Here is a 17753-nt window from a genome sequence, read left to right as displayed (position 1 = left end):
AGATGAGTCGGTGAGCCATGGGAAAGCATGATCAACTGCCTTTTAGCGGCGTGAAAGTCATCGACTTTGGCCAGTACATCGCCGGCCCGGCCGTGGCGATGATCCTGGCGGATCTCGGCGCCACCGTCATTCACGTCGATCCCCCTGCTGGGCCGCTTTGGGACAGCCCGGCCAATGCCGTACTGAACCGCAACAAGTATTGCTTGCAGCTTGACCTGAAGTCCGCGCAGGGGCTCGAGGCGGCCATGGCATTCATCGCGCGTGCCGATATCGTGATCGAGAACTTCCGGCCGGGCGTCATGACCCGGTTGGGTCTGGACTTCGCCGAGCTGCGTCGTCAAAGACCCGAGCTCATTACGCTGTCCATCCCTGGCTTCGCCAGCAACGACCAGTTGCGTCGTCACTGGCGCGCCCTCGAGCCGATTATTGCGTCGGCCTCCGGGGTATTCACCGATATGGGTCAGAACCGCGTACTGATGGGGATAAACCCGAGCTTTTCGCCGCTGCCGCTAGCCTCGTCCTACGGCACCATGCTGGCTGTCTCCGCGGTGGCACTCGCTCTGCAAGCGCGGGAGCGCACGGGAGTGGGTGATCAAATCGAGGTGCCTCTGGCCGCGGCGGTGATGGAGGGGCTCTCTTACAACTCGATCAAGATCGACGGTTATCCCGAGCGCTACAAGACCTTGCGCGAAAAGGAAATTGAGCGGCGGCGGTCGGAAAATCTTCCGATGAACCTCAGCTACGAAGAACTGCAAGAATATCTCGACCCCTTTTACCGCACCTACGAGTGCGCGGACGGTCGCAAGTTCTATGCGGTATGCCCGTCACACCGCTCGCACGCCAGGCGTTGCCTTCAGGCGATGGGGTTGTACGAGGAAATGCTATCTGCCGGGCTGCCGACAGTGAGCGACCCATACCTTCCTATCTCTCAGTGGGAGGGGGACGCCTCACTCGGTGTCTACCCGTTGCCTGACCATTGGGCCCGGCGCATTTCGGCACGCATGAAGGAGGTGTTCCTGACCAGGACAGCGACCGAGTGGGAAAAAATTTTCGGCGAAGGCCGGTTTCCCGGTGCGCCCCACCGATCGACTCAAGAATGGTTGCATGACGAGCACGCCAACGCCGCGGGTCTGGTGGTCGATGTCGACGACCACCAGTACGGCAACATGAAACAGCCCGGCGCGATCGCCTGGCTGGAAGACAGTGCCGACTTGATGCTCTCGCCCGACTCACGCCGCACGGTGAGTCTCAAAGAAGCCCTGGCCATCCTGGATAAGTGCGCGCCCACGGCACTGCCGCCCCCATCTGAACAGCATGTTGGCGGCTGGCTTGACGGTGTGCGTGTCCTCGATCTGACCAATGTCATCGCGGGTCCGCATTCGACCTCCTACCTCGGCCGGTTCGGCGCCGAGGTTATCAAGCTCGACCCCGTAACGCCCAACTATGATCCCTGGAACACAGTGGTCTTTGGCATGTCTTCGGGCCGCGGCAAGCAAAGCGTCCTGGTCGACCTGAACCACCCTGACGGACGCGAGGTGTTTAACCAATTGGTTCGTTCGGTTGATGTGATCGTGATGAATGCACCGGATCGTCAACTGGCACCTTTGGGTCTTGACGAAGCCAGTCTCCAGGCCGTCAACCCTGGCGTGATCTTCTGTCAACTGGATTGCTTTGGGGGACCGCGTCGCGGCCCGCGGACCGATTATCTCGGTTACGACGACTTGATCCAGGCCAGCACCGGCATCATGCTGCGCTTCGGCGGCGGCATGGCAACGCCAGAGGAACACGCTCACGTCGGAACCATTGACGTGAATTGCGGGTTCGCTGCAGCGCTCGGCGTTGCCGCCGCGTTATATCGCAAAGCCAGAACCGGCCAGATCAGCCGCGCCCGGACCTCCCTGGCATCGCTCGGCAACCTGGTGCAGATTCCCTTCTGCTACGACTACCCACGGCGGGCCCCGTTCGATGAGCCTTCCGGCCGTAGCGCCCAGGGCTTTGGCAACCTGTCACGCTTCTTTCGGGCCGCGGATGACTGGTTGTATGTGGACGCCAGCGAAAAGGAACTGGACAAGCTAAACGCCGTAGAGGGGCTGACGGGCATCCGCGACGCGGCAGATCCCGCAGCGTTTCTCAGTTCCGCGTTCGCCACGGCCTCCGCCGAAACCTGGCAGACGCGGTTGCAAGCGGCCAATGTGGCGGCAGCCATTCCGGACAATATCGACAACTTGCGCCAACGCTACAGCCGCCCTGCAGACAATCGTCCGGGTATCGATAACGCCAGCTATTCATTCAGTGTGTATGCCGAGCATCCGAGTGGACGACGCGTCATCCAACTCGATCCTTTTGCGATTCGCCCTCACGTTGCTCCGATCCGCGCACTGGCGCCAGCAGAAAAGTTTGGTGCCTCGACCCGAGGGGTTCTGCGCAAGATGGGCTACAGCGATACCCAGATTGCGACGTTGATTGCGCGAGGGGCGGTCGGCGAAAGCTGGTGCGAAGAGTACTTGCCCAGCTGAACACGTCACCGTTGCGGGCAAGCCGGAACAAATCGCAACCGCTCCGCTGATGGGTGGGCGCGGCCGATAGCAGCAAGCACCCTAGAAGAAAAAAGGCTGTAGCGAAGGGGTGTTCGAATATTTATAAGATTGGAGACGAAGATGCACGTACGACACCGCAAGCTCCCGGGTACCGAAAACACCCGGCGAGGCGCAGAAATCGTTATCGAGAACCTCAATCGAGCTACGCAGCACATGGCGCGAAAACGCCCATGGCGAGGCACGGGGAAGGAGGTACCCTGCGCGCCTCCCTGTCGCCGCAGCCGATCTGCAGACACAGCACTACCGCCTGCGCTGCCAGGTGCCTTCCGCACCGAAAGACATTGAGGGTAACGATCATGCAAGACCAGGGCAACACATTTGTGAGCTTCCGCAATGTTCGGAAGACATACGACGGAGAAACACTCGTCGTCAAAGACCTGAATCTCGACATCCAGAAGGGGGAGTTTCTCACTTTGCTTGGTCCGTCCGGCTCGGGAAAGACCACCTGTCTCATGATGCTCGCCGGGTTTGAATACCCAACCGATGGAGAAATCTGGCTGGATGGTCAGTTACTTAATCGTATTCCGCCGCATAAACGCGACATTGGAATGGTATTTCAGAACTATGCACTCTTTCCACACCTGACCGTCGGACAGAACCTCGAGTATCCCCTCAAGGTTCGCAAGATGCCGGCAGACGAGCGGGCCGCGCGCGTCAAGCGGGCGCTCGAGATGGTCCACATGGAAAAGCTGGGTAAGCGAATGCCAGGTCAGCTCTCAGGCGGTCAGCAACAGCGAGTGGCGCTTGCGCGTGCGTTGGTGTTCAACCCAAAGCTTGTGCTGATGGACGAACCGCTTGGCGCGCTGGACAAACAGCTGCGCGAGCACATGCAGATAGAGCTCAAGGCATTGCACGAATCTCTTGGCCTGACCTTTGTGTACGTTACACACGATCAAGGTGAGGCGCTCACGATGTCTGATCGAGTAGCGGTCTTTGATCAGGGGGTGATCCAACAGCTCGACCGGGTCGACTCGCTCTACGAATCGCCGAGGAATCTGTTTGTAGCCAACTTCATTGGTGACAGTAACCGGGTGGAAGGCACCGTCGTAAGCCGGGATGGTAATTATTGCGAGTTGCGCATTGCAGACGGTACGACCGTACGTGCGCTGAATGTTGCCGGGCTCAATGTCGGTAGCCGCGCCACAGGGGTGATCCGTCCCGAGCGGCTCTCGATTGGACGGCAATCCGAACAGCAGCGCAATGTCATCAACAGCGAAACGCTTGGGATGATCTACTTCGGCGATCACGTCCGGCTACGCTGCCGCTGCCCCGGAGAAACAGAGTGTTTCGTGAAGGTTCCGCTCGGGCAGGACGGGGCCGCCCATGTCCAACCGGGAAATCGAATCGCGTTGTCGTTTCATGAAGATCATCTAAGAGTTTTCAATTGACCACGCGTAGCGAAATCACCTTGTGCCAAGGAGAACGAAATGAGGTTCTTTAGAAATACGGTCGGCGTGGCTGCCATGATGTGTTGTTCCGCTTTCGCATTGGCCGACGGCCTTACGACGGTCAATTACGGTGGCGCCGTGGGGAACGCCGAGAAGGCTGCCTGGGTTGAACCGTTCTCGAAAGCGAGCGGTATTCCGACGAATGCGATTGAGTACACGGGCGAAATGGCCAAAGTCAAAGCGATGGTCGACGCCAAAGATGTCACGTGGGATGTCGTCGAAGTCGAGTCGGCAGACATCGGACGCGGCTGTCAGGACGGACTCTTCGAGAAGCTCGACTGGTCGAAGATCGCGAAAAAGGGTGATCTGGTGCCTGGATCGGTGACTCCCTGCGCTGCCGGCACATTCGTCTGGTCGACCGTGCTGGCATACAACCCGACGCTGACAAAGGGCACGCCACAGGGCTGGAAGGATTTTTGGGACGTCAAGAAATTTCCTGGCAAGCGTGGCATGAAAAAGGAGGCGCGTTATAACCTCGAATTCGCACTGATGGCAGATGGCGTTCCGGCGAAAGACGTGTACACCGTGCTGGGCACGGAGGCTGGCGTCAATCGGGCGTTCAAGAAGATGGCCGAGCTCAAGCCATACATTCAGTGGTGGGAGGCTGGCGCGCAGCCGCCCCAGTTCCTGGTCGCCGGTGATGTTTCGATGTCCACCGCGTATAACGGCCGCATCGATGCCGCAATGCGGGCGGGGAACAAGAACCTGGGTATTTCGTGGTACCAAAGCATCTATGAGCTGGACTATTTCGTAATTCCGAAGGGCTCGAAAAATAAGGACGCAGCCGAGAAGTACTTTGCCTACGTGCTCGAACCGCAGTCCCAAGCTGCGTTCGCGCAGCACATTCCGTACGGGCCAACCAACAAGGGCGCCTTAAAGTTGCTTGATGCAACCACTCTTGCAAACCTGCCTAACTCGCCGAAGAATGGCAAAGATGCTATCCCCAACGACGTAGGGTTCTGGACCGACCATGGTGATGCGCTAGAACAGCGTTTCACCGCGTGGGCAGCGCAATAACGCGAATCGCGTACCCATCGCTCGAACACATGGGTACGCGAAGGAGAGAGACATGAGCGCGGTAACTACTCAGCAGCAGGATTGGCATTTGCGTGAGCTCAAGCGATCGCTTAGGAACGTGAATTTACGTAAGCAAATGGCGGCGCTGGCGCTGGTCGCTCCTCTTGCTATTTTCATTTTTCTGGTATTCGTGATGCCCGTTGCATCCATGATTTCGCGGTCTATTCAGAGTCCGGAAGTCGTTGACGCGTTGCCAGACACGACGGCGGCGCTGCGAAACTGGGATCGGAAATCGGCAGTTCCGGATGACGCTTTTCGCGGGCTGATGCTGGATATCGAGCGCAACGGCGGGAACAACAGTTCGGGTACCGCTGCCGGTCGACTGAACGGGCAGAAGGAGGGTTTCCGTTCGCTGTTTTACAAGACTTCCAGCGCACTTCCGTTCGGCGACGATGATTCGGCGCTGCCGGCACACGAGGTTCGACAAAAGCTGATCGAAATCGACAGGCGTTGGGAAGATCCCGGTTACTGGCAGGTAATCGCTAAAGATTCATCCCGATACACAAGTCAGTATCTCCTCGCGACGATGGACTACCGTCGCAATTCTGCCGGTGACATCGTTCCGGTTGATCCAGGCGCCTCGGCATATCGGGAGGTATTCAAGCGAACGTTCGTGATTAGCGGCCTGGTAACGCTCGCCGCGCTGCTCCTCGGCTACCCCCTGGCATATTGGATCTCCAGTCTGCCGGCGGGTAAGGCAAATCTGCTGATGATCCTGGTGCTCCTTCCCTTCTGGACTTCGATCCTCGTGCGGATCTCCGCCTGGATTGTCATCCTTCAAGGATCGGGCCTCGTCAACAAGGCGTTGCTGTCGCTGGACCTGATATCGTCTCCATTGACACTGCTGTTCAACCGGACGGGGGTGCTGATCTCGATGACTCATATCCTCCTGCCGTTCATGATTCTGCCGCTGTACAGCGTCATGAAATCAGTGCCAGCCAGCTATACGAAGGCAGCGATCTCGCTGGGTAGTCACCCGTTCGGCGCGTTCTGGAAGGTCTACTTTCCGCAAACGCTGCCAGGAGTCGGCGCCGGCGGACTGCTGGTATTCATCACGGCTTTGGGCTACTACATTACTCCCGCATTGCTGGGCGGAGCCGGCGACCAGATGGTGAGCTACTACATCGCGTATTTCACGAATGTGGCCTTGAACTGGGGCATGGCGTGCGCACTGGGAGCGGTTCTGCTTCTCGTGACGTTGATACTCTTCGGTGTTTATCGAAAGATCGTCGGCAACGAACTGAAGGTAGGTTAGGACCATGAAAACGACCGTATTGCGTTTTGCACCTTATACATCGGCTCCCGAGATCGCGTGGCACTACTTTTTGCGATCGACCAATGTCATGATCCTGCTTTTTCTGGTCTTGCCGATACTGGTGATCATCCCGCTTTCTTTCACGGACAATACATTCCTGGTCTATCCGATACACAAGTTCTCGTTCAAGTGGTACCACAATCTGTTTACGTCGATTGACTGGCTTCGTGCCGGAAAAAACAGCTTCATCGTAACTCCGCTTGCCACGATCCTGGCCACTGTCCTCGGGACGTTGGCCGCGTTGGGCCTCAACAAGGCGACGTTCAAAGGCAAGGGCGCGCTGATCGGCATTTTGATCTCGCCGATGATCGTGCCGGTGATCGTCACTGCCGTCGGGATGTATCTGTTCTTTGCGAAGTGGGGGTTAGCCGGGTCGTACCTTGGTCTGATTTTGGGTCATACCGCTATCGCTGCTCCATTCGTGGTGGTCACTGTCAACGCCACCCTTGCCGGGTTCAACCAGAACTACGTGCGCGCGAGCCTGAGCCTCGGTGCGTCGCCCGTCACGACATTCTTCTCCGTCACCCTGCCCATCATTGCGCCGGGCGTTATTTCTGGAGCCCTGTTTGCATTCGCCACGTCGCTCGATGATGTCGTCATCACGATGTTCATCGCGGGTCCGACACAAGGTACATTGCCGTTGCAGATGTTCATCGGCCTCCGGGAAAACATTACGCCGACGATTGCTGCTCTTGCGACAATTCTGATTGTATTTTCCAGCCTGCTTCTGGTGACGATGGAGTGGCTGAGGTCCAGAAGCGCGGCGCGACAGATAGCGACGTGACATTGCTTGCCGCGGCACCTGTCGCATTATTCCCGTGGAAGCCGTCGGGCATGGCGTAGTGGTACATCCTTGAATGGTTTATGTTATCTGGATTTACCATTTCGCCTTGCCTGCCCGCTTTCGTTCACCGTCAGAGAGGACAAGCATGGCTTTTTCAGCCCTTTATCTGCAGCAGAATGACAGCGGTTTTTCGGCCGGGGTTACCAGCCTCGATGACCGAACCCTCGACAAGCATCCCCTCGCAGCCGGCGAAGTGCTCATTCGTATCGCGCACTCGACGCTTAACTACAAGGACGCGCTAGCCGTCACGAACCGCGGTCCGGTCGTACGCGCCTGGCCAATGGTCGCGGGTATCGATGGCGCCGGCGAGGTGGTGACATCGACAGATTCTCGCTGGAAAGCGGGAGATATTGTCCTCGTCAACGGATGGGGCCTCGGCGAAACACACTGGGGGTGCCTCGCAGAGAAAGCCCGCCTGAAGGCCGACTGGCTGATTGCGGTACCGCAGGGACTATCAACGGCCGAAAGCATGGCAATCGGGACGGCCGGTTACACGGCGATGCTATCCTGCCTTGCGCTGGAACAGGCCGGTGTCAAGCCGGCCGACGGTGAAGTCCTCGTGACCGGCGCGAGCGGCGGTGTGGGCAGCGTGGCAATCTCGCTATTGAGCAGTTGGGGATTTACGGTCGTGGCATCGACGGGCAAGCCGGAGCAGGCGCATTTTCTGAAGCGTATCGGCGCCGCCGATGTGGTCGATCGGGACTCGCTGTCGGCAGCCGGCAAGCCGTTGCAGAAAGAGCGCTGGGCGGCGGTGGTGGATTCTGTCGGCTCGCATACGCTTGCCAACGCATGCGCACAGACGAAATATGGCGGCGCCGTAACGGCATGTGGTCTCGCGCAAGGCATGGAGTTCCCGGCGAACGTTGCGCCTTTCATTCTGCGCGGTATAAAACTGTTGGGCATCGACTCGGTTATGTGTCCGATCGCTCATCGTCAGATAGCGTGGAATCGGCTCGCTGCGGATCTGGATCGAGCAAAGCTCGCCGAACTCACGCACCGGATAGCGTTGCACGACGTGCCGGAGGCAGCCGTGCAAATGATGGATGGAAAGCTGAGCGGTCGCACGGTTGTCGACATTTGCCGTAGCGCATGATGTCGGGCGCTTCCGTTCGGATTTGAAGGTCTGCGACTTCAGGACCGGTGGTGTGCTCTCCCGTGCCGGGATCTGGCGGCACGGGAGCTGTAGCGGGTTTTGCAGTGGAAAGACTACCTCGCCGTCGGCATCGCGAATTCGGCACCTTGCTCGATACTCTCCGGCCAGCGTTGCATGATTGACTTCTGACGCGTATAGAACCGGACGCCTTCTTCTCCATACGCGTGCGTGTCACCGAACAAGCTACGCTTCCAGCCGCCAAATCCGTGCCACGCCATCGGTACCGGAATCGGTACGTTGATGCCAACCATTCCAACCTCAATTCTCCGGCCAAACTCGCGCGCGATGTGTCCATCGCGAGTGTAACAGGCGACGCCATTGCCGAATTCGTGCGCGTTGACCAGGTCGACGGCCTCTGTAAAGTCCTTCGCACGGACGCAGGACAGCACCGGTCCGAAGATTTCCTCTTGATAGATTCGCATCTCGGGCGTGACGTGGTCGAACAACGTGGCACCGGTAAAAAAGCCTTCCTCGTGCCCCGGAACTTTGAGGCCACGTCCATCGACAACCAGCGACGCGCCTTCTTCGACGCCAATCGCGATGTAGTTTTCAATGCGTTCCAGCGCCTGACGTGTGACGATCGGCCCCATCTCGGCGTCGGGCTCCGTGCCGTTCTTTACTATTACGGAGCGTGCTCGATCAGCGAGCCGCGGAATCAGCTTGTCCGCAACGTCGCCTACGAGGACTGCGACCGAGATCGCCATGCACCGTTCACCCGCGGAGCCGTAGCCTGCGCCGACCAAAGCGTCGACGGCTTGATCAATGTCGGCGTCGGGCATCACAACCATGTGATTCTTCGCTCCGCCAAGCGCCTGGATCCGTTTTCCGTGCTTTGCCCCCGTCTCGTAGATGTAGTTGGCAATCGGCGTCGAACCGACGAAACTGATCGCTTTTACGTCAGGATGTTCGAGCAGAGCATCCACGACTATCTTGTCCCCTTGCACGACGTTGAACACTCCGTCAGGCAACCCGGCTTCCTGCAGCAAGCGGGCCATGTAGAGCGACGCTGAGGGATCACGCTCGCTGGGCTTCAGAATGAACGCATTGCCTGCGGCAATCGCGATCGGAAACATCCAGCAAGGAACCATGCACGGAAAGTTGAAAGGCGTGATTCCCGCGACAACGCCGAGTGGTTGCCGGGTCGTCCAGTTGTCGATGTCGGTCGACACCTGTTCCGTATGGTCACCCTTCAGCAATTGCGGAATGCCGCAGGCAAACTCGATCACATCGATGCCCCGTGCCACTTCGCCTTGTGCATCGCTGAACACTTTTCCGTGCTCGGCGGTCATGATCGCTGCCAGTTCGTCCTTGTGCTGGTTCATCAGTTCGAGAAAGCGGCGCATGACGCGCGCGCGACGGATGGGTGGCGTATTACTCCATCCCTGGAACGCCTGTTTCCCCGACGCTACGGCGGCACTTACGTCGGACGCGTCGCCGAGGTGCAGCATGCGTGCCGGAGAACCGGTCGCGGGGTTGAATATCGGCTGCTTTCGAGTGCCGGTGCCTGGCACGCGGCGACCGTTGATGAAGTGAACCACGTCTGCGTCGTCGTTGAAGGGCTGCATTTCATACTCCTTGCTGGGATCGGAACAGGCTCTAAGGGCCACAAAAATGGGCGATGGGAATAGGGTTCTGCTTCCCGATGCCAAGAGTTGTTGTCGCATCTGAATGACCTTCACTTCGATCGCTCAGATGCGGTTTTTTTGAGGGGGGAATTTGCTTACCAGAGACCGCGGTAGAGCTCGACCATTTCCTCGACCGAGGGCACGCGTGGGTTATTGCCAGGCGAGCCGGAGGCCAGAGCCTGCCGTGCCATGGTCGGCATTAAGCTGAAGAAGCGCTCGCGGTCGATACCAAATTGTTCGGGCGTCGGCACCTGAAGGTCATCGTTGATCGACCGCAATTCAGCGAGCAACCTGGCGTTGGCGGCCTGCGTACTGTCCTGCCTGTCGGCCACGCCCATGGCACGAGCGCAATCAGCGTAGCGTTCTTCCGCCGCCGGGATCGAGAACGCGGTCACACTGGGCAGCAGCATGGCGTTGGACAGCCCATGGGGAACGTGGAAAAAGGCGCCGATCGGTCGACTCATGCCGTGTACCAGCGCCACGGACGCAGCGGAAAACGCCACACCGGCGAGCGTCGAACCGAGCATCAGGGCTTCGCGGGCGGCTGTATCCTGGCCGGATCGATAGGCTTTACGCAGATTGGGGGCAATCAAGCGCATGGCCGCCAGGGCCTGACTGTCGCTGTACAGGTTGGCTTTCTGGCTGACGTAGGCTTCGATCGCGTGGGTCAGCGCATCAATACCCGTATCGGCGGTGACGCGCGGCGGCAGGCTGAGGGTCAGGTCGTAGTCGACCAAGGCTGCCACGGGCATGAAGCCGATGCCCACACAGAGCATTTTTTCGTCGTTCTGCTGGTCAGTGATGATCGTGAAACGGGTCACTTCCGAGCCGGTTCCCGCAGTGGTGGGCACCGCGATAATGGGCAACCCAACCTCGGTAACAACGCGCGGAAACTTATAGTCGCGCATTTCTCCACCATGCTTGGCAAGAATGCCAATCGCCTTGGCGCTGTCGATCGGACTGCCGCCGCCCAGTGCAATGATACTGTCGTAGTCTCCTGCGCGAGCCTTCTCCACGCCAGCTCGAATCGAGTCAACCGTGGGCTCGGGGACCGTATCAGCGAAAATTTCGGCTGTCATGCCATTGGCGGCGAGATTTTCCTGAATGCGCCCGGCATAGCCCAACTGCACCATCATCTTGTCGGTGATGATCAGAGGTCGACTGCAGCCGAGAGTCGCCAGAACCGTGGGAACTGTCTCGCTGGCGTTGGCGCCGACCTGGAGGATGCGCGGCAAAATCACATGGTTAGACATATCGAATCCAGTATGAATGTCGGTTAAAAATAAAAAGCAATCCGGGATCTAATCATTAATTGAAGTATTCATCTCGATGCCTGGTCTTTCTGATAATTTAGATAACCAGACATCGATATCTTTGCTATTGGGAATGGTGAAACTTGCCGGAGCGGTATAGTTTTCGGTGTTCGTTAATTCCCAGTTAGGCATCACCTGTTCGAGAGGTCCCTGCAGGCGTGCATCGCGATGACGCAATAAATCCAGCGTCATTAACAGAGATAGCGGCAAAGTGATATGCCCATGGCCGCGCCGGCCGTGCGTTGCCCGAAGTGAATGGCCCTGACTTCGTAAGCCGATAGTTGATTAAGCTTCCACATGACTCATCGTCTCGTCTCCCGGACCCGCAGATTTGCTGCAATGCAGGTCATCATTGTCGTCGGTAGCCGTCAGCACTGGTCAATCGCGTTTCGGCTGCAAGCTGCCGGGGCGGCGCGCTGAGGTTACTGTCGGTTAGAACGAGGAGCGGGTAAAGCAATAAAAAAGCCGATGATGGGTCCGCTTTACTTATGGCTATGGCCGTCGGGGCGAGGTGGAAGGCTATTTTTGCCCATCCCCCGCCGAACTGAGCGATCTGAAGAAGCAGTTACATTAACCTCGCCCACGTCATGTGAGCGGTCGTCGCGCGCGAGAGCGACCTTCGGCGGGGATATTTGTGCTGATCCGCCCCGCCGCCCTCGATCGATATGACAAGCAGTTCTTCCCCGCTTCGAACACGATGTCGGTCGCGACGTTCGGCTGGTGCGAGCAGGAACGCCTTTCTTGCGTATAGGACTTCAACGCCTGATGCCCTCCAGTGGCGCCATACAGACTGAGCGTTCGGCGCTGCAATGGCCGTTGCCAAGCCGGATCTTGAGGCGGGTGCCGCGCCTCACAGCGATCTAGCGCCGCTGTCTCAGCAAGTCGAATTGGCGCTGTTGTCTCAGCGAATTCAGTTCGCGCTGCTGCCTCACCAAATCCAGGTCGCGCTGTTGTTTCAGTAATTGGAGTTGTTCGTTCTGGAGTTCGATCTGTTGCTTCTGCGCTTCCAATTGCGCTCTATAGGCCCCCATGCTTTGGTCAGCCAGCGCTTCCTGCGGGTAAGTCTGCGCGTAGGCGAGGGAACAGCCAGCCGTCAATGTCGCAGCGACGATAAGTGCTTTCATGATGCCGCCCGGGCGGATGCTCTTTTGGGATATTTTAGGCCAGAAAGGTGGGGCATCGGCGGGACCGACGTGGCTGTCGGCGTCGTGCCTGGATCGGTGATTGCGTATGTTGAGCGAGCGGCGTGCGTGGCAACGAGAGGCCGGCATCGACCCGTTGCAGCCGGTCGAGCAGTCTCTGTTCTAAGGGTAGGTATCGGAGTGGAACGGTCATTCCGTGCCGTCGCCTGGGGGACAAGTCATCGGCCTCTGCGGACGCTTAGACCCGTGAGTTGGTGAGGCGGCTTACGCCGTGCAAGGATGACGTCTTGCTCGACCCTCGAATTGCTCTCGAACTTAAGTTTGATTTCTCTATAAGCAATCAGCTTGTCGTTCACCAGATCGAAAGGAAGCGCCCGCAAGGTTAGGGATGGTGTTCAGAACTCGTTTTGCCGCACTGAGCCACATAGGGCCGATGCGGTGGAAGCGGTGCGGCACCTGGCTCGAATGCAGCGCTACGTTCGGCATAAGGAAGGCGCCGATTGCCTGCCCGCGCGGGCGGCTTTTGCGCTCATGCAGCGGCCTCGCGCATCAGTCGTTCGCGCGTCATCCACAGATTGCTTAGAGCGAACAGCGTGTGCAACTCTGCGGGTTCTTCATCAAGCCGCGATAGCGCACCTTAGATGCCACCGTGCGCGGCGATGAACATGGCGACGGCCGACCGGCAATAGGATTCGATTTCGTTGTCATCCTCTGCTCTCGCCTCATCGAAGCGTGCGACAAGCAGAAGATCGGATCCTTTGAAAAGCGCGGCAAACAAGCGGGCGGATCGGAGAGCATCGGGTACGTTCAGAATCGCTTTCGCGTGCAACTGACGCAACACGGCCTCGATTTGGGCGATGACATGGGCGGGCCCGGCTTCGTAATGGAGCTTGCTTAACGACTTTTGATTCGTCTTGTCGGCCAAAACCATGGCTTCGACACTGCGGACGTCCGGGCTCAACAGGGTGCGAAGCAGGGATGATCCCACCGCCATGAGCTGATCTTCGGCTGAACCGTCGACGCTTTCAGAAAGGGCCTGGGGTGCAAATTGATGGCAGTGGGCCACCATGGCCGCGCTGAACAGCGCCTCCTTGTTCTCGAAGTGCCGATAGATGCTGAGCTTGGATATCTTCGCCCGCTGCGCGACCTTGTCCATGGTCGTCGCTTGAAAACCCAATTCCACAAAGAGTTCGCAGGCGGCGTCGACGATCGTTTGGCGAAGCGCCTCGTTGGCGGGCCGGCCGCGCCGGCTCTGGCTGTTTTCGGTCACAACAATTCCAGTACTTGACAGTATTCAAATTCTTGCACTACGATACCACGCAGTATCTTAAATGTGCAAGCCAAGGACAGGTTTCAACCAGTTGCCCAAATCAGGTTTCCCCGGGGCGCCTGGCGATATCGAATGCGGGATTGTGGGGCCGATCAATACAGCCATCAGCAACTTTCTCGCCAATGCCGAAGCCCTACTCGCTGACCGTCTCAAGCGCGTATCGCTGGACGATATTGCACACCACGCCCAGTCCACCCCTCCAATCACAACACGGAGCCCATCACCATGGATGACGTCATCATCATCGGCGGCAGCTTCGCCGGCCTCGCCGCCGCCCTGCAGCTCGGCCGTGCCCGCCGCAAGGTCACGGTTCTCGATACCGGCCGGCCGCGCAACCGCTTTGCAGGCCACTCGCATGGCTTGCTCGGCCACGATCACAAGCCACCGCTGGACATCCTGGTCGAGGCGCGGCAGCAGTTGACGCGCTATCCAACGATCAGGCTGGTCAATGACCGGGCCGAGAGCGTGTCTGGCGCCATCGACGATTTCTGCGTCGTCACTGACGATAACGAAAGCCTGAGGGCGCACCGCCTGATCCTGAGCTATGGCGTCGCCGACCAGATGCCTGATGTTCCGGGCTTTGCCGAAAGCTGGGGCACGTCCATCGTGCCCTGCCCCTATTGCGACGGCTTTGAAGTCGCCGGCCAGCATTGGGGCCTCGTCTGGTCCAGCCCGCAGTCGCACCAGTCTGCCAGGCTGTTCCGCGATTGGACGGACAAGCTGACTGTCTTCGCCGATGGTCATGACATTGCGCCCGATATCCAAGTCGATCTGGCGCGTCGCAACATACCTGTCGTCGATGGCCGGATCGTCGAGATCGCCCATCACAAGGGCCATATCAACACCGTCAATCTCGATACCCGCCGCAATGTCGCGGTCGACGTCCTGTTCGCCCATCCGCGCAACAAGCCGTCCGCACGCCTGCATGAATCACTGGGCCTCGCCACGGTCGATACGCCCACCGGCATCGTCCTCAAAGTCGACGAGCGCCGCCAAACCAGCATGCCCGGCATCTACGCCGCTGGCGACCTCGCCACGCCGTTCTTGCCCTCGGTCACCCAGGCTTCATCGCAGGGCGCGATGGCGGGTATCTTCGCCCAGCAGTCGATGGTGGTTTGAGAGCACAGATCCCTGCTCTTGTTGCGTCGTCGCCTTCGAAAAGGTTGGCGTAAATCGACGCGGCGAAAGGCGGATCGTCGAGTCAAGGAGATGACATGGCAAAGCAAAGTGCTGATCAGGTGGGTGACTGGAATGGTCAAAGCGGGGAGCGCTGGGTCGCCAACCAGGCCCGGCTCGACGCTCTGGTGGCGGTGTTCGGCCAGGCCGCGATCGAAGCCGCCGCGCCCGCGACGGGTGAGCGCGTGCTGGACATCGGCTGCGGCGCGGGTGCGTCAAGTCTGGCTCTGGCCGCTCGCGTCGGCGCGGGGGGCCAAGTGCTGGGCGTGGACATATCCGAACCGCTGATCGATCGAGCGCGCGCGCTTGCGCGCCACGATACGCCGGCCCTGTTTCAGGTGGCCGACGCCAGCAGCGCAGAGCTGCCCGAAGGCGCGTTCGACATTCTGTTCTCGCGTTTCGGCGTGATGTTTTTCCCCGATCCGACAGCGGCGTTCGCCCATATGCGACGCGCGCTCCGGCCGGGCGGCCGGGTCGCTTTCGTCTGCTGGCGCGGTGCGGCCGAGAACGATTGGATGCGACTGCCGGTGGGCGCGCTCAAGGACATCGTCCCGCCGAGCGCGCTTCCCGATCCCGAAGCGCCCGGCCCGTTTTCGTTCGGCGACCGGGAGCACGTGGCGCGCATCCTGACGGCGGCCGGTTTCACCGAAATCGTTATCTCGCCCTTCGACGCGGCCGTCCCATTCGGCGAGGGCGAAACGCGGGACGCGGCGATCGACGACGCAGTGAGGATGTCGCTTGAGGTCGGCCCGCTGTCGCGTGCGCTCGCTGGTCAGCCCGACGACATCCGCGCCCGTGCCTCCGCCGCAGTTCGTGCCGCCTTCGCGAGCCTCCCCGGCGAGGGGTCGGTGATGATCAACGGCGCGGCATGGGTCGTCATGGCACGAAATCCGGCAAGCTGACAGGGATTAACAGGGGAGATGCCTCCGCTCGGTGGAACAGGGCGTCTTTGGCCGGCCAGATTGATGTCCCTTCTGGCCGCTGAACGAGCGCTCGCCTTGCGACAATCAGATGGCCGGTTGCGAAGCAGAGCCGACGCCTGAGCGGCCTTCCGGCGGCGCATGTGACCGGCAGTTTGTGGCCGGGTGCCGACCGATGCAAATTGCATATTTCACGCTTTGCTCGTCGGCGAGGGGGGCGGCGATACTCGACCCAAGGCAGCCCGATGGCTATCTGTAAAGCGGCCGTTCAACGGTCGATTTGCCGGGCTACAGATCAGCAATTTGGAGTAGCACGCCAGCTCTACTTTCCTGCGCCTTTCACCCCGTCGGCGGCTAGCAGAATCCATAGGTCAATTTTGCGCTGCGTGTCCTCAGGCAATTTTATGCGCAGAGCTGGCCACAGCTGCCCCATGCCTTCGATCGCCTTTGCCATGAAAGCCATACTGTACTGGAGCGGTAGCGCCATTATCCGCAATGCGCCGGGATCGCCTGCGTGAGTTAGTCGCAATTGGCTCAACGCGAACGGCAGCGTATGCACGTACTGAGATAACTGCATGATCACGCTGAGGTAGTAATCGTGATTGATCCCGCTCGACTGATTGCGATCGCTTTGGATGCGGATGTACGCGGGCGCTTCGCTGGCAGTAATTTTCTGCTGAACTTTCTTTGATAGTTTTCCGTAGAACGGATGGGCCATCGCAGCGTCACGTAGCATTTTCGCGTCATCCCGGAGTTGCTCAATGTCCGGACCTGCCGCACCGATACCATCTAACATGGTCAGCCGATGTTCCTTGTCATGAAGCTCCCATAACAGAATTCGCATTTCACGTTCGGGATCAGTCACAGGTTGCAATGCGATATACGCGAGCGCATCGAATGACTCGACCAGAGTACGAGCGATCGCGCATGCGGCACCGATGTCCCACAGCTCCGGATTCGAACCGTTTTGAAACGTCGGCGAGATGCGTCGCAGGCTTATTGCATGGCAGACAATCTTCGTGAAGATGACTTCGGCAAGTTTCAGATGCTCTTCGACGACCGTTCGCCCGGTCAGACGTCTGGAAAAGCCGCAGGCTTCGTCCAGAATTAGATCGTATTCAGCCAGTATCGCGGTGTATCGGCTGATGGTCATCTGATTGTTGTTCGCCATTTCCTCCGTCCATGGTGGAGTGCACTCCCGTAAGTATATCGAGTTGTAGCTTCTGTTTGAAACGGAAACGATCGTAGATTGCTGACGATGTTCGTTGCTGTTTCGGCTGTCCGCAGTTGGCCGACTATCGCCTGATGCGCCCAGCGTTTGCCGCTCCACAAGTGGCGCTCGACTTTCTCACGCACAGTCGCTGGCGAAAGGTTGGTCTCAGGTAGTTCCGCGGCGCGCGCCACCCTCACGAGTAACCGGCAGCAGGCCGCTGCCGGTTTCAACTACACTCTCATCCGTCAATTTGCTGAATGCCGGCCAGTCGCCACGCCTGGTTGCCACGTGCGTCGCTGACCATGTTCCAGACTTCCTGGAACGGCTGGGCAGTCGGCGCATCGTCTTCCCGCATTTGACCGTAAAAGCGAACGCTAACCAGCGTTTCATCCGCATTGCGTTCTGTGCCAAGCACTTCCGCGTCAAGTTGCGTGACTTCCGTATGACTCACCTGGCGACCCCGAGCTTCGAGGTCCCGCTTGATTTGCGCGAACATCTCCGGCGTCGTCAATTCGAACAGGTCACCCTGCTCGTTCCGGTCCCATGCGCCTTGAAGGCGCATGAACAAGGTCTTTGCCGATACAAGAAACGCCGCCTGAT

The 17753-nt window shown here is 59.0% G+C and carries 15 protein-coding genes and 1 pseudogene; 8 read left to right on the top strand and 8 right to left on the bottom strand.

Annotated features, from left to right (window positions below; genetic code table 11):
* Window positions 1-17: 17 nt before the first annotated feature.
* The 6 genes from F6X37_RS01275 (at window position 18) to F6X37_RS01250 (ending at window position 8374) form a co-directional block, all read left to right on the top strand.
* Window positions 18-2516: a CoA transferase gene (locus tag F6X37_RS01275; protein ID WP_187610037.1), complete on the top strand. Its 2499-nt coding sequence runs from the start codon at window positions 18-20 to the stop codon at window positions 2514-2516.
* 377 nt (window positions 2517-2893) lie between these two features.
* Window positions 2894-3985 (top strand): ABC transporter ATP-binding protein, encoded by a 1092-nt coding sequence (locus tag F6X37_RS01270; RefSeq protein WP_187610036.1) that lies wholly within the window; start codon window positions 2894-2896, stop codon window positions 3983-3985.
* Window positions 3986-4024: 39 nt separating this feature from the next.
* A complete protein-coding gene (locus tag F6X37_RS01265) occupies window positions 4025-5062 on the top strand; it encodes an ABC transporter substrate-binding protein (protein ID WP_187610035.1) in 1038 nt (345 codons plus the stop codon).
* A 52-nt stretch (window positions 5063-5114) separates the two neighbouring features.
* Window positions 5115-6377, top strand: a complete 1263-nt coding sequence (locus F6X37_RS01260; RefSeq protein WP_090805028.1) for an ABC transporter permease — start codon at window positions 5115-5117, stop codon at window positions 6375-6377.
* A 4-nt stretch (window positions 6378-6381) separates the two neighbouring features.
* Window positions 6382-7221 (top strand): ABC transporter permease, encoded by an 840-nt coding sequence (locus tag F6X37_RS01255; RefSeq protein WP_187610034.1) that lies wholly within the window; start codon window positions 6382-6384, stop codon window positions 7219-7221.
* A 145-nt stretch (window positions 7222-7366) separates the two neighbouring features.
* Window positions 7367-8374 carry an MDR family oxidoreductase gene (locus F6X37_RS01250; RefSeq protein ID WP_187610033.1) on the top strand — a complete coding sequence of 336 codons (1008 nt, stop codon included), beginning with the start codon at window positions 7367-7369 and terminating at the stop codon, window positions 8372-8374.
* Window positions 8375-8487: 113 nt separating this feature from the next.
* On the opposite strand, the gene F6X37_RS01245 is transcribed toward F6X37_RS01250, so the two are convergent.
* The 6 genes and pseudogenes from F6X37_RS01245 to F6X37_RS01220 all read right to left on the bottom strand — a co-directional run bounded on the left by F6X37_RS01245 (window position 8488) and on the right by F6X37_RS01220 (window position 13784).
* Entirely contained in the window at window positions 8488-9999 is a 1512-nt protein-coding gene (locus F6X37_RS01245; RefSeq protein WP_184066426.1) for a CoA-acylating methylmalonate-semialdehyde dehydrogenase, read from the bottom strand.
* Window positions 10000-10154: 155 nt separating this feature from the next.
* A complete protein-coding gene (locus tag F6X37_RS01240) occupies window positions 10155-11312 on the bottom strand; it encodes an iron-containing alcohol dehydrogenase (protein ID WP_187610032.1) in 1158 nt (385 codons plus the stop codon).
* Between the two features lie 48 nt (window positions 11313-11360).
* Window positions 11361-11582: a hypothetical protein gene (locus tag F6X37_RS01235; protein WP_187610031.1), complete on the bottom strand. Its 222-nt coding sequence runs from the start codon at window positions 11580-11582 to the stop codon at window positions 11361-11363.
* A 650-nt stretch (window positions 11583-12232) separates the two neighbouring features.
* Window positions 12233-12496: a hypothetical protein gene (locus tag F6X37_RS01230; protein WP_187610030.1), complete on the bottom strand. Its 264-nt coding sequence runs from the start codon at window positions 12494-12496 to the stop codon at window positions 12233-12235.
* Between the two features lie 547 nt (window positions 12497-13043).
* Window positions 13044-13153, bottom strand: a pseudogene (locus F6X37_RS01225) (IS5/IS1182 family transposase); the annotation flags it as partial.
* The gene (locus F6X37_RS01220; RefSeq protein WP_018421953.1) at window positions 13152-13784 is read right to left on the bottom strand and encodes a TetR/AcrR family transcriptional regulator; all 633 of its coding nucleotides are present in this window, start codon (window positions 13782-13784) and stop codon (window positions 13152-13154) included. The pseudogene F6X37_RS01225 and the gene F6X37_RS01220, both read right to left, overlap by 2 nt.
* 285 nt (window positions 13785-14069) lie before the next feature.
* Between F6X37_RS01220 and F6X37_RS01215 the strand changes: the two genes are divergently transcribed.
* Together F6X37_RS01215 and F6X37_RS01210 are read left to right on the top strand one after the other, a co-directional pair.
* Window positions 14070-14963 (top strand): NAD(P)/FAD-dependent oxidoreductase, encoded by an 894-nt coding sequence (locus tag F6X37_RS01215; protein ID WP_187610029.1) that lies wholly within the window; start codon window positions 14070-14072, stop codon window positions 14961-14963.
* Window positions 14964-15058: 95 nt separating this feature from the next.
* A complete protein-coding gene (locus F6X37_RS01210) occupies window positions 15059-15922 on the top strand; it encodes a class I SAM-dependent methyltransferase (protein ID WP_187610028.1) in 864 nt (287 codons plus the stop codon).
* A 340-nt stretch (window positions 15923-16262) separates the two neighbouring features.
* Here F6X37_RS01210 and F6X37_RS01205 read toward each other — a convergent pair whose 3' ends face one another.
* Window positions 16263-17111 (bottom strand): hypothetical protein, encoded by an 849-nt coding sequence (locus F6X37_RS01205; protein WP_187610165.1) that lies wholly within the window; start codon window positions 17109-17111, stop codon window positions 16263-16265.
* Between the two features lie 280 nt (window positions 17112-17391).
* On the bottom strand, window positions 17392-17753 hold a 362-nt coding region (locus F6X37_RS01200), incomplete at its 5' end, for a Tim44 domain-containing protein (RefSeq protein WP_187610027.1).

Source organism: Paraburkholderia sp. 31.1 (genome assembly GCF_014397645.1).
Classification (GTDB): Bacteria; Pseudomonadota; Gammaproteobacteria; order Burkholderiales; family Burkholderiaceae; genus Paraburkholderia; species Paraburkholderia tuberum.
The sequence above is the reverse complement of the archived record's forward strand: the minus strand, read 5'-3'. Positions and strand labels throughout refer to the sequence as shown.

Bases quoted from the DNA above. Each gene is read 5' to 3' on its own strand.
- F6X37_RS01215 (WP_187610029.1), top strand. From the start codon at position 14,070: ATGGATGACGTCATCATCATCGGCGGCAGCTTCGCCGGCCTCGCCGCC.
- F6X37_RS01205 (WP_187610165.1), bottom strand. From the start codon at position 17,111: ATGGCGAACAACAATCAGATGACCATCAGCCGATACACCGCGATACTG.
- F6X37_RS01230 (WP_187610030.1), bottom strand. From the start codon at position 12,496: ATGAAAGCACTTATCGTCGCTGCGACATTGACGGCTGGCTGTTCCCTC.
- F6X37_RS01260 (WP_090805028.1), top strand. From the start codon at position 5,115: ATGAGCGCGGTAACTACTCAGCAGCAGGATTGGCATTTGCGTGAGCTC.
- F6X37_RS01275 (WP_187610037.1), top strand. From the start codon at position 18: ATGGGAAAGCATGATCAACTGCCTTTTAGCGGCGTGAAAGTCATCGAC.
- F6X37_RS01265 (WP_187610035.1), top strand. From the start codon at position 4,025: ATGAGGTTCTTTAGAAATACGGTCGGCGTGGCTGCCATGATGTGTTGT.
- F6X37_RS01240 (WP_187610032.1), bottom strand. From the start codon at position 11,312: ATGTCTAACCATGTGATTTTGCCGCGCATCCTCCAGGTCGGCGCCAAC.
- F6X37_RS01255 (WP_187610034.1), top strand. From the start codon at position 6,382: ATGAAAACGACCGTATTGCGTTTTGCACCTTATACATCGGCTCCCGAG.
- F6X37_RS01245 (WP_184066426.1), bottom strand. From the start codon at position 9,999: ATGCAGCCCTTCAACGACGACGCAGACGTGGTTCACTTCATCAACGGT.
- F6X37_RS01250 (WP_187610033.1), top strand. From the start codon at position 7,367: ATGGCTTTTTCAGCCCTTTATCTGCAGCAGAATGACAGCGGTTTTTCG.
- F6X37_RS01270 (WP_187610036.1), top strand. From the start codon at position 2,894: ATGCAAGACCAGGGCAACACATTTGTGAGCTTCCGCAATGTTCGGAAG.
- F6X37_RS01210 (WP_187610028.1), top strand. From the start codon at position 15,059: ATGGCAAAGCAAAGTGCTGATCAGGTGGGTGACTGGAATGGTCAAAGC.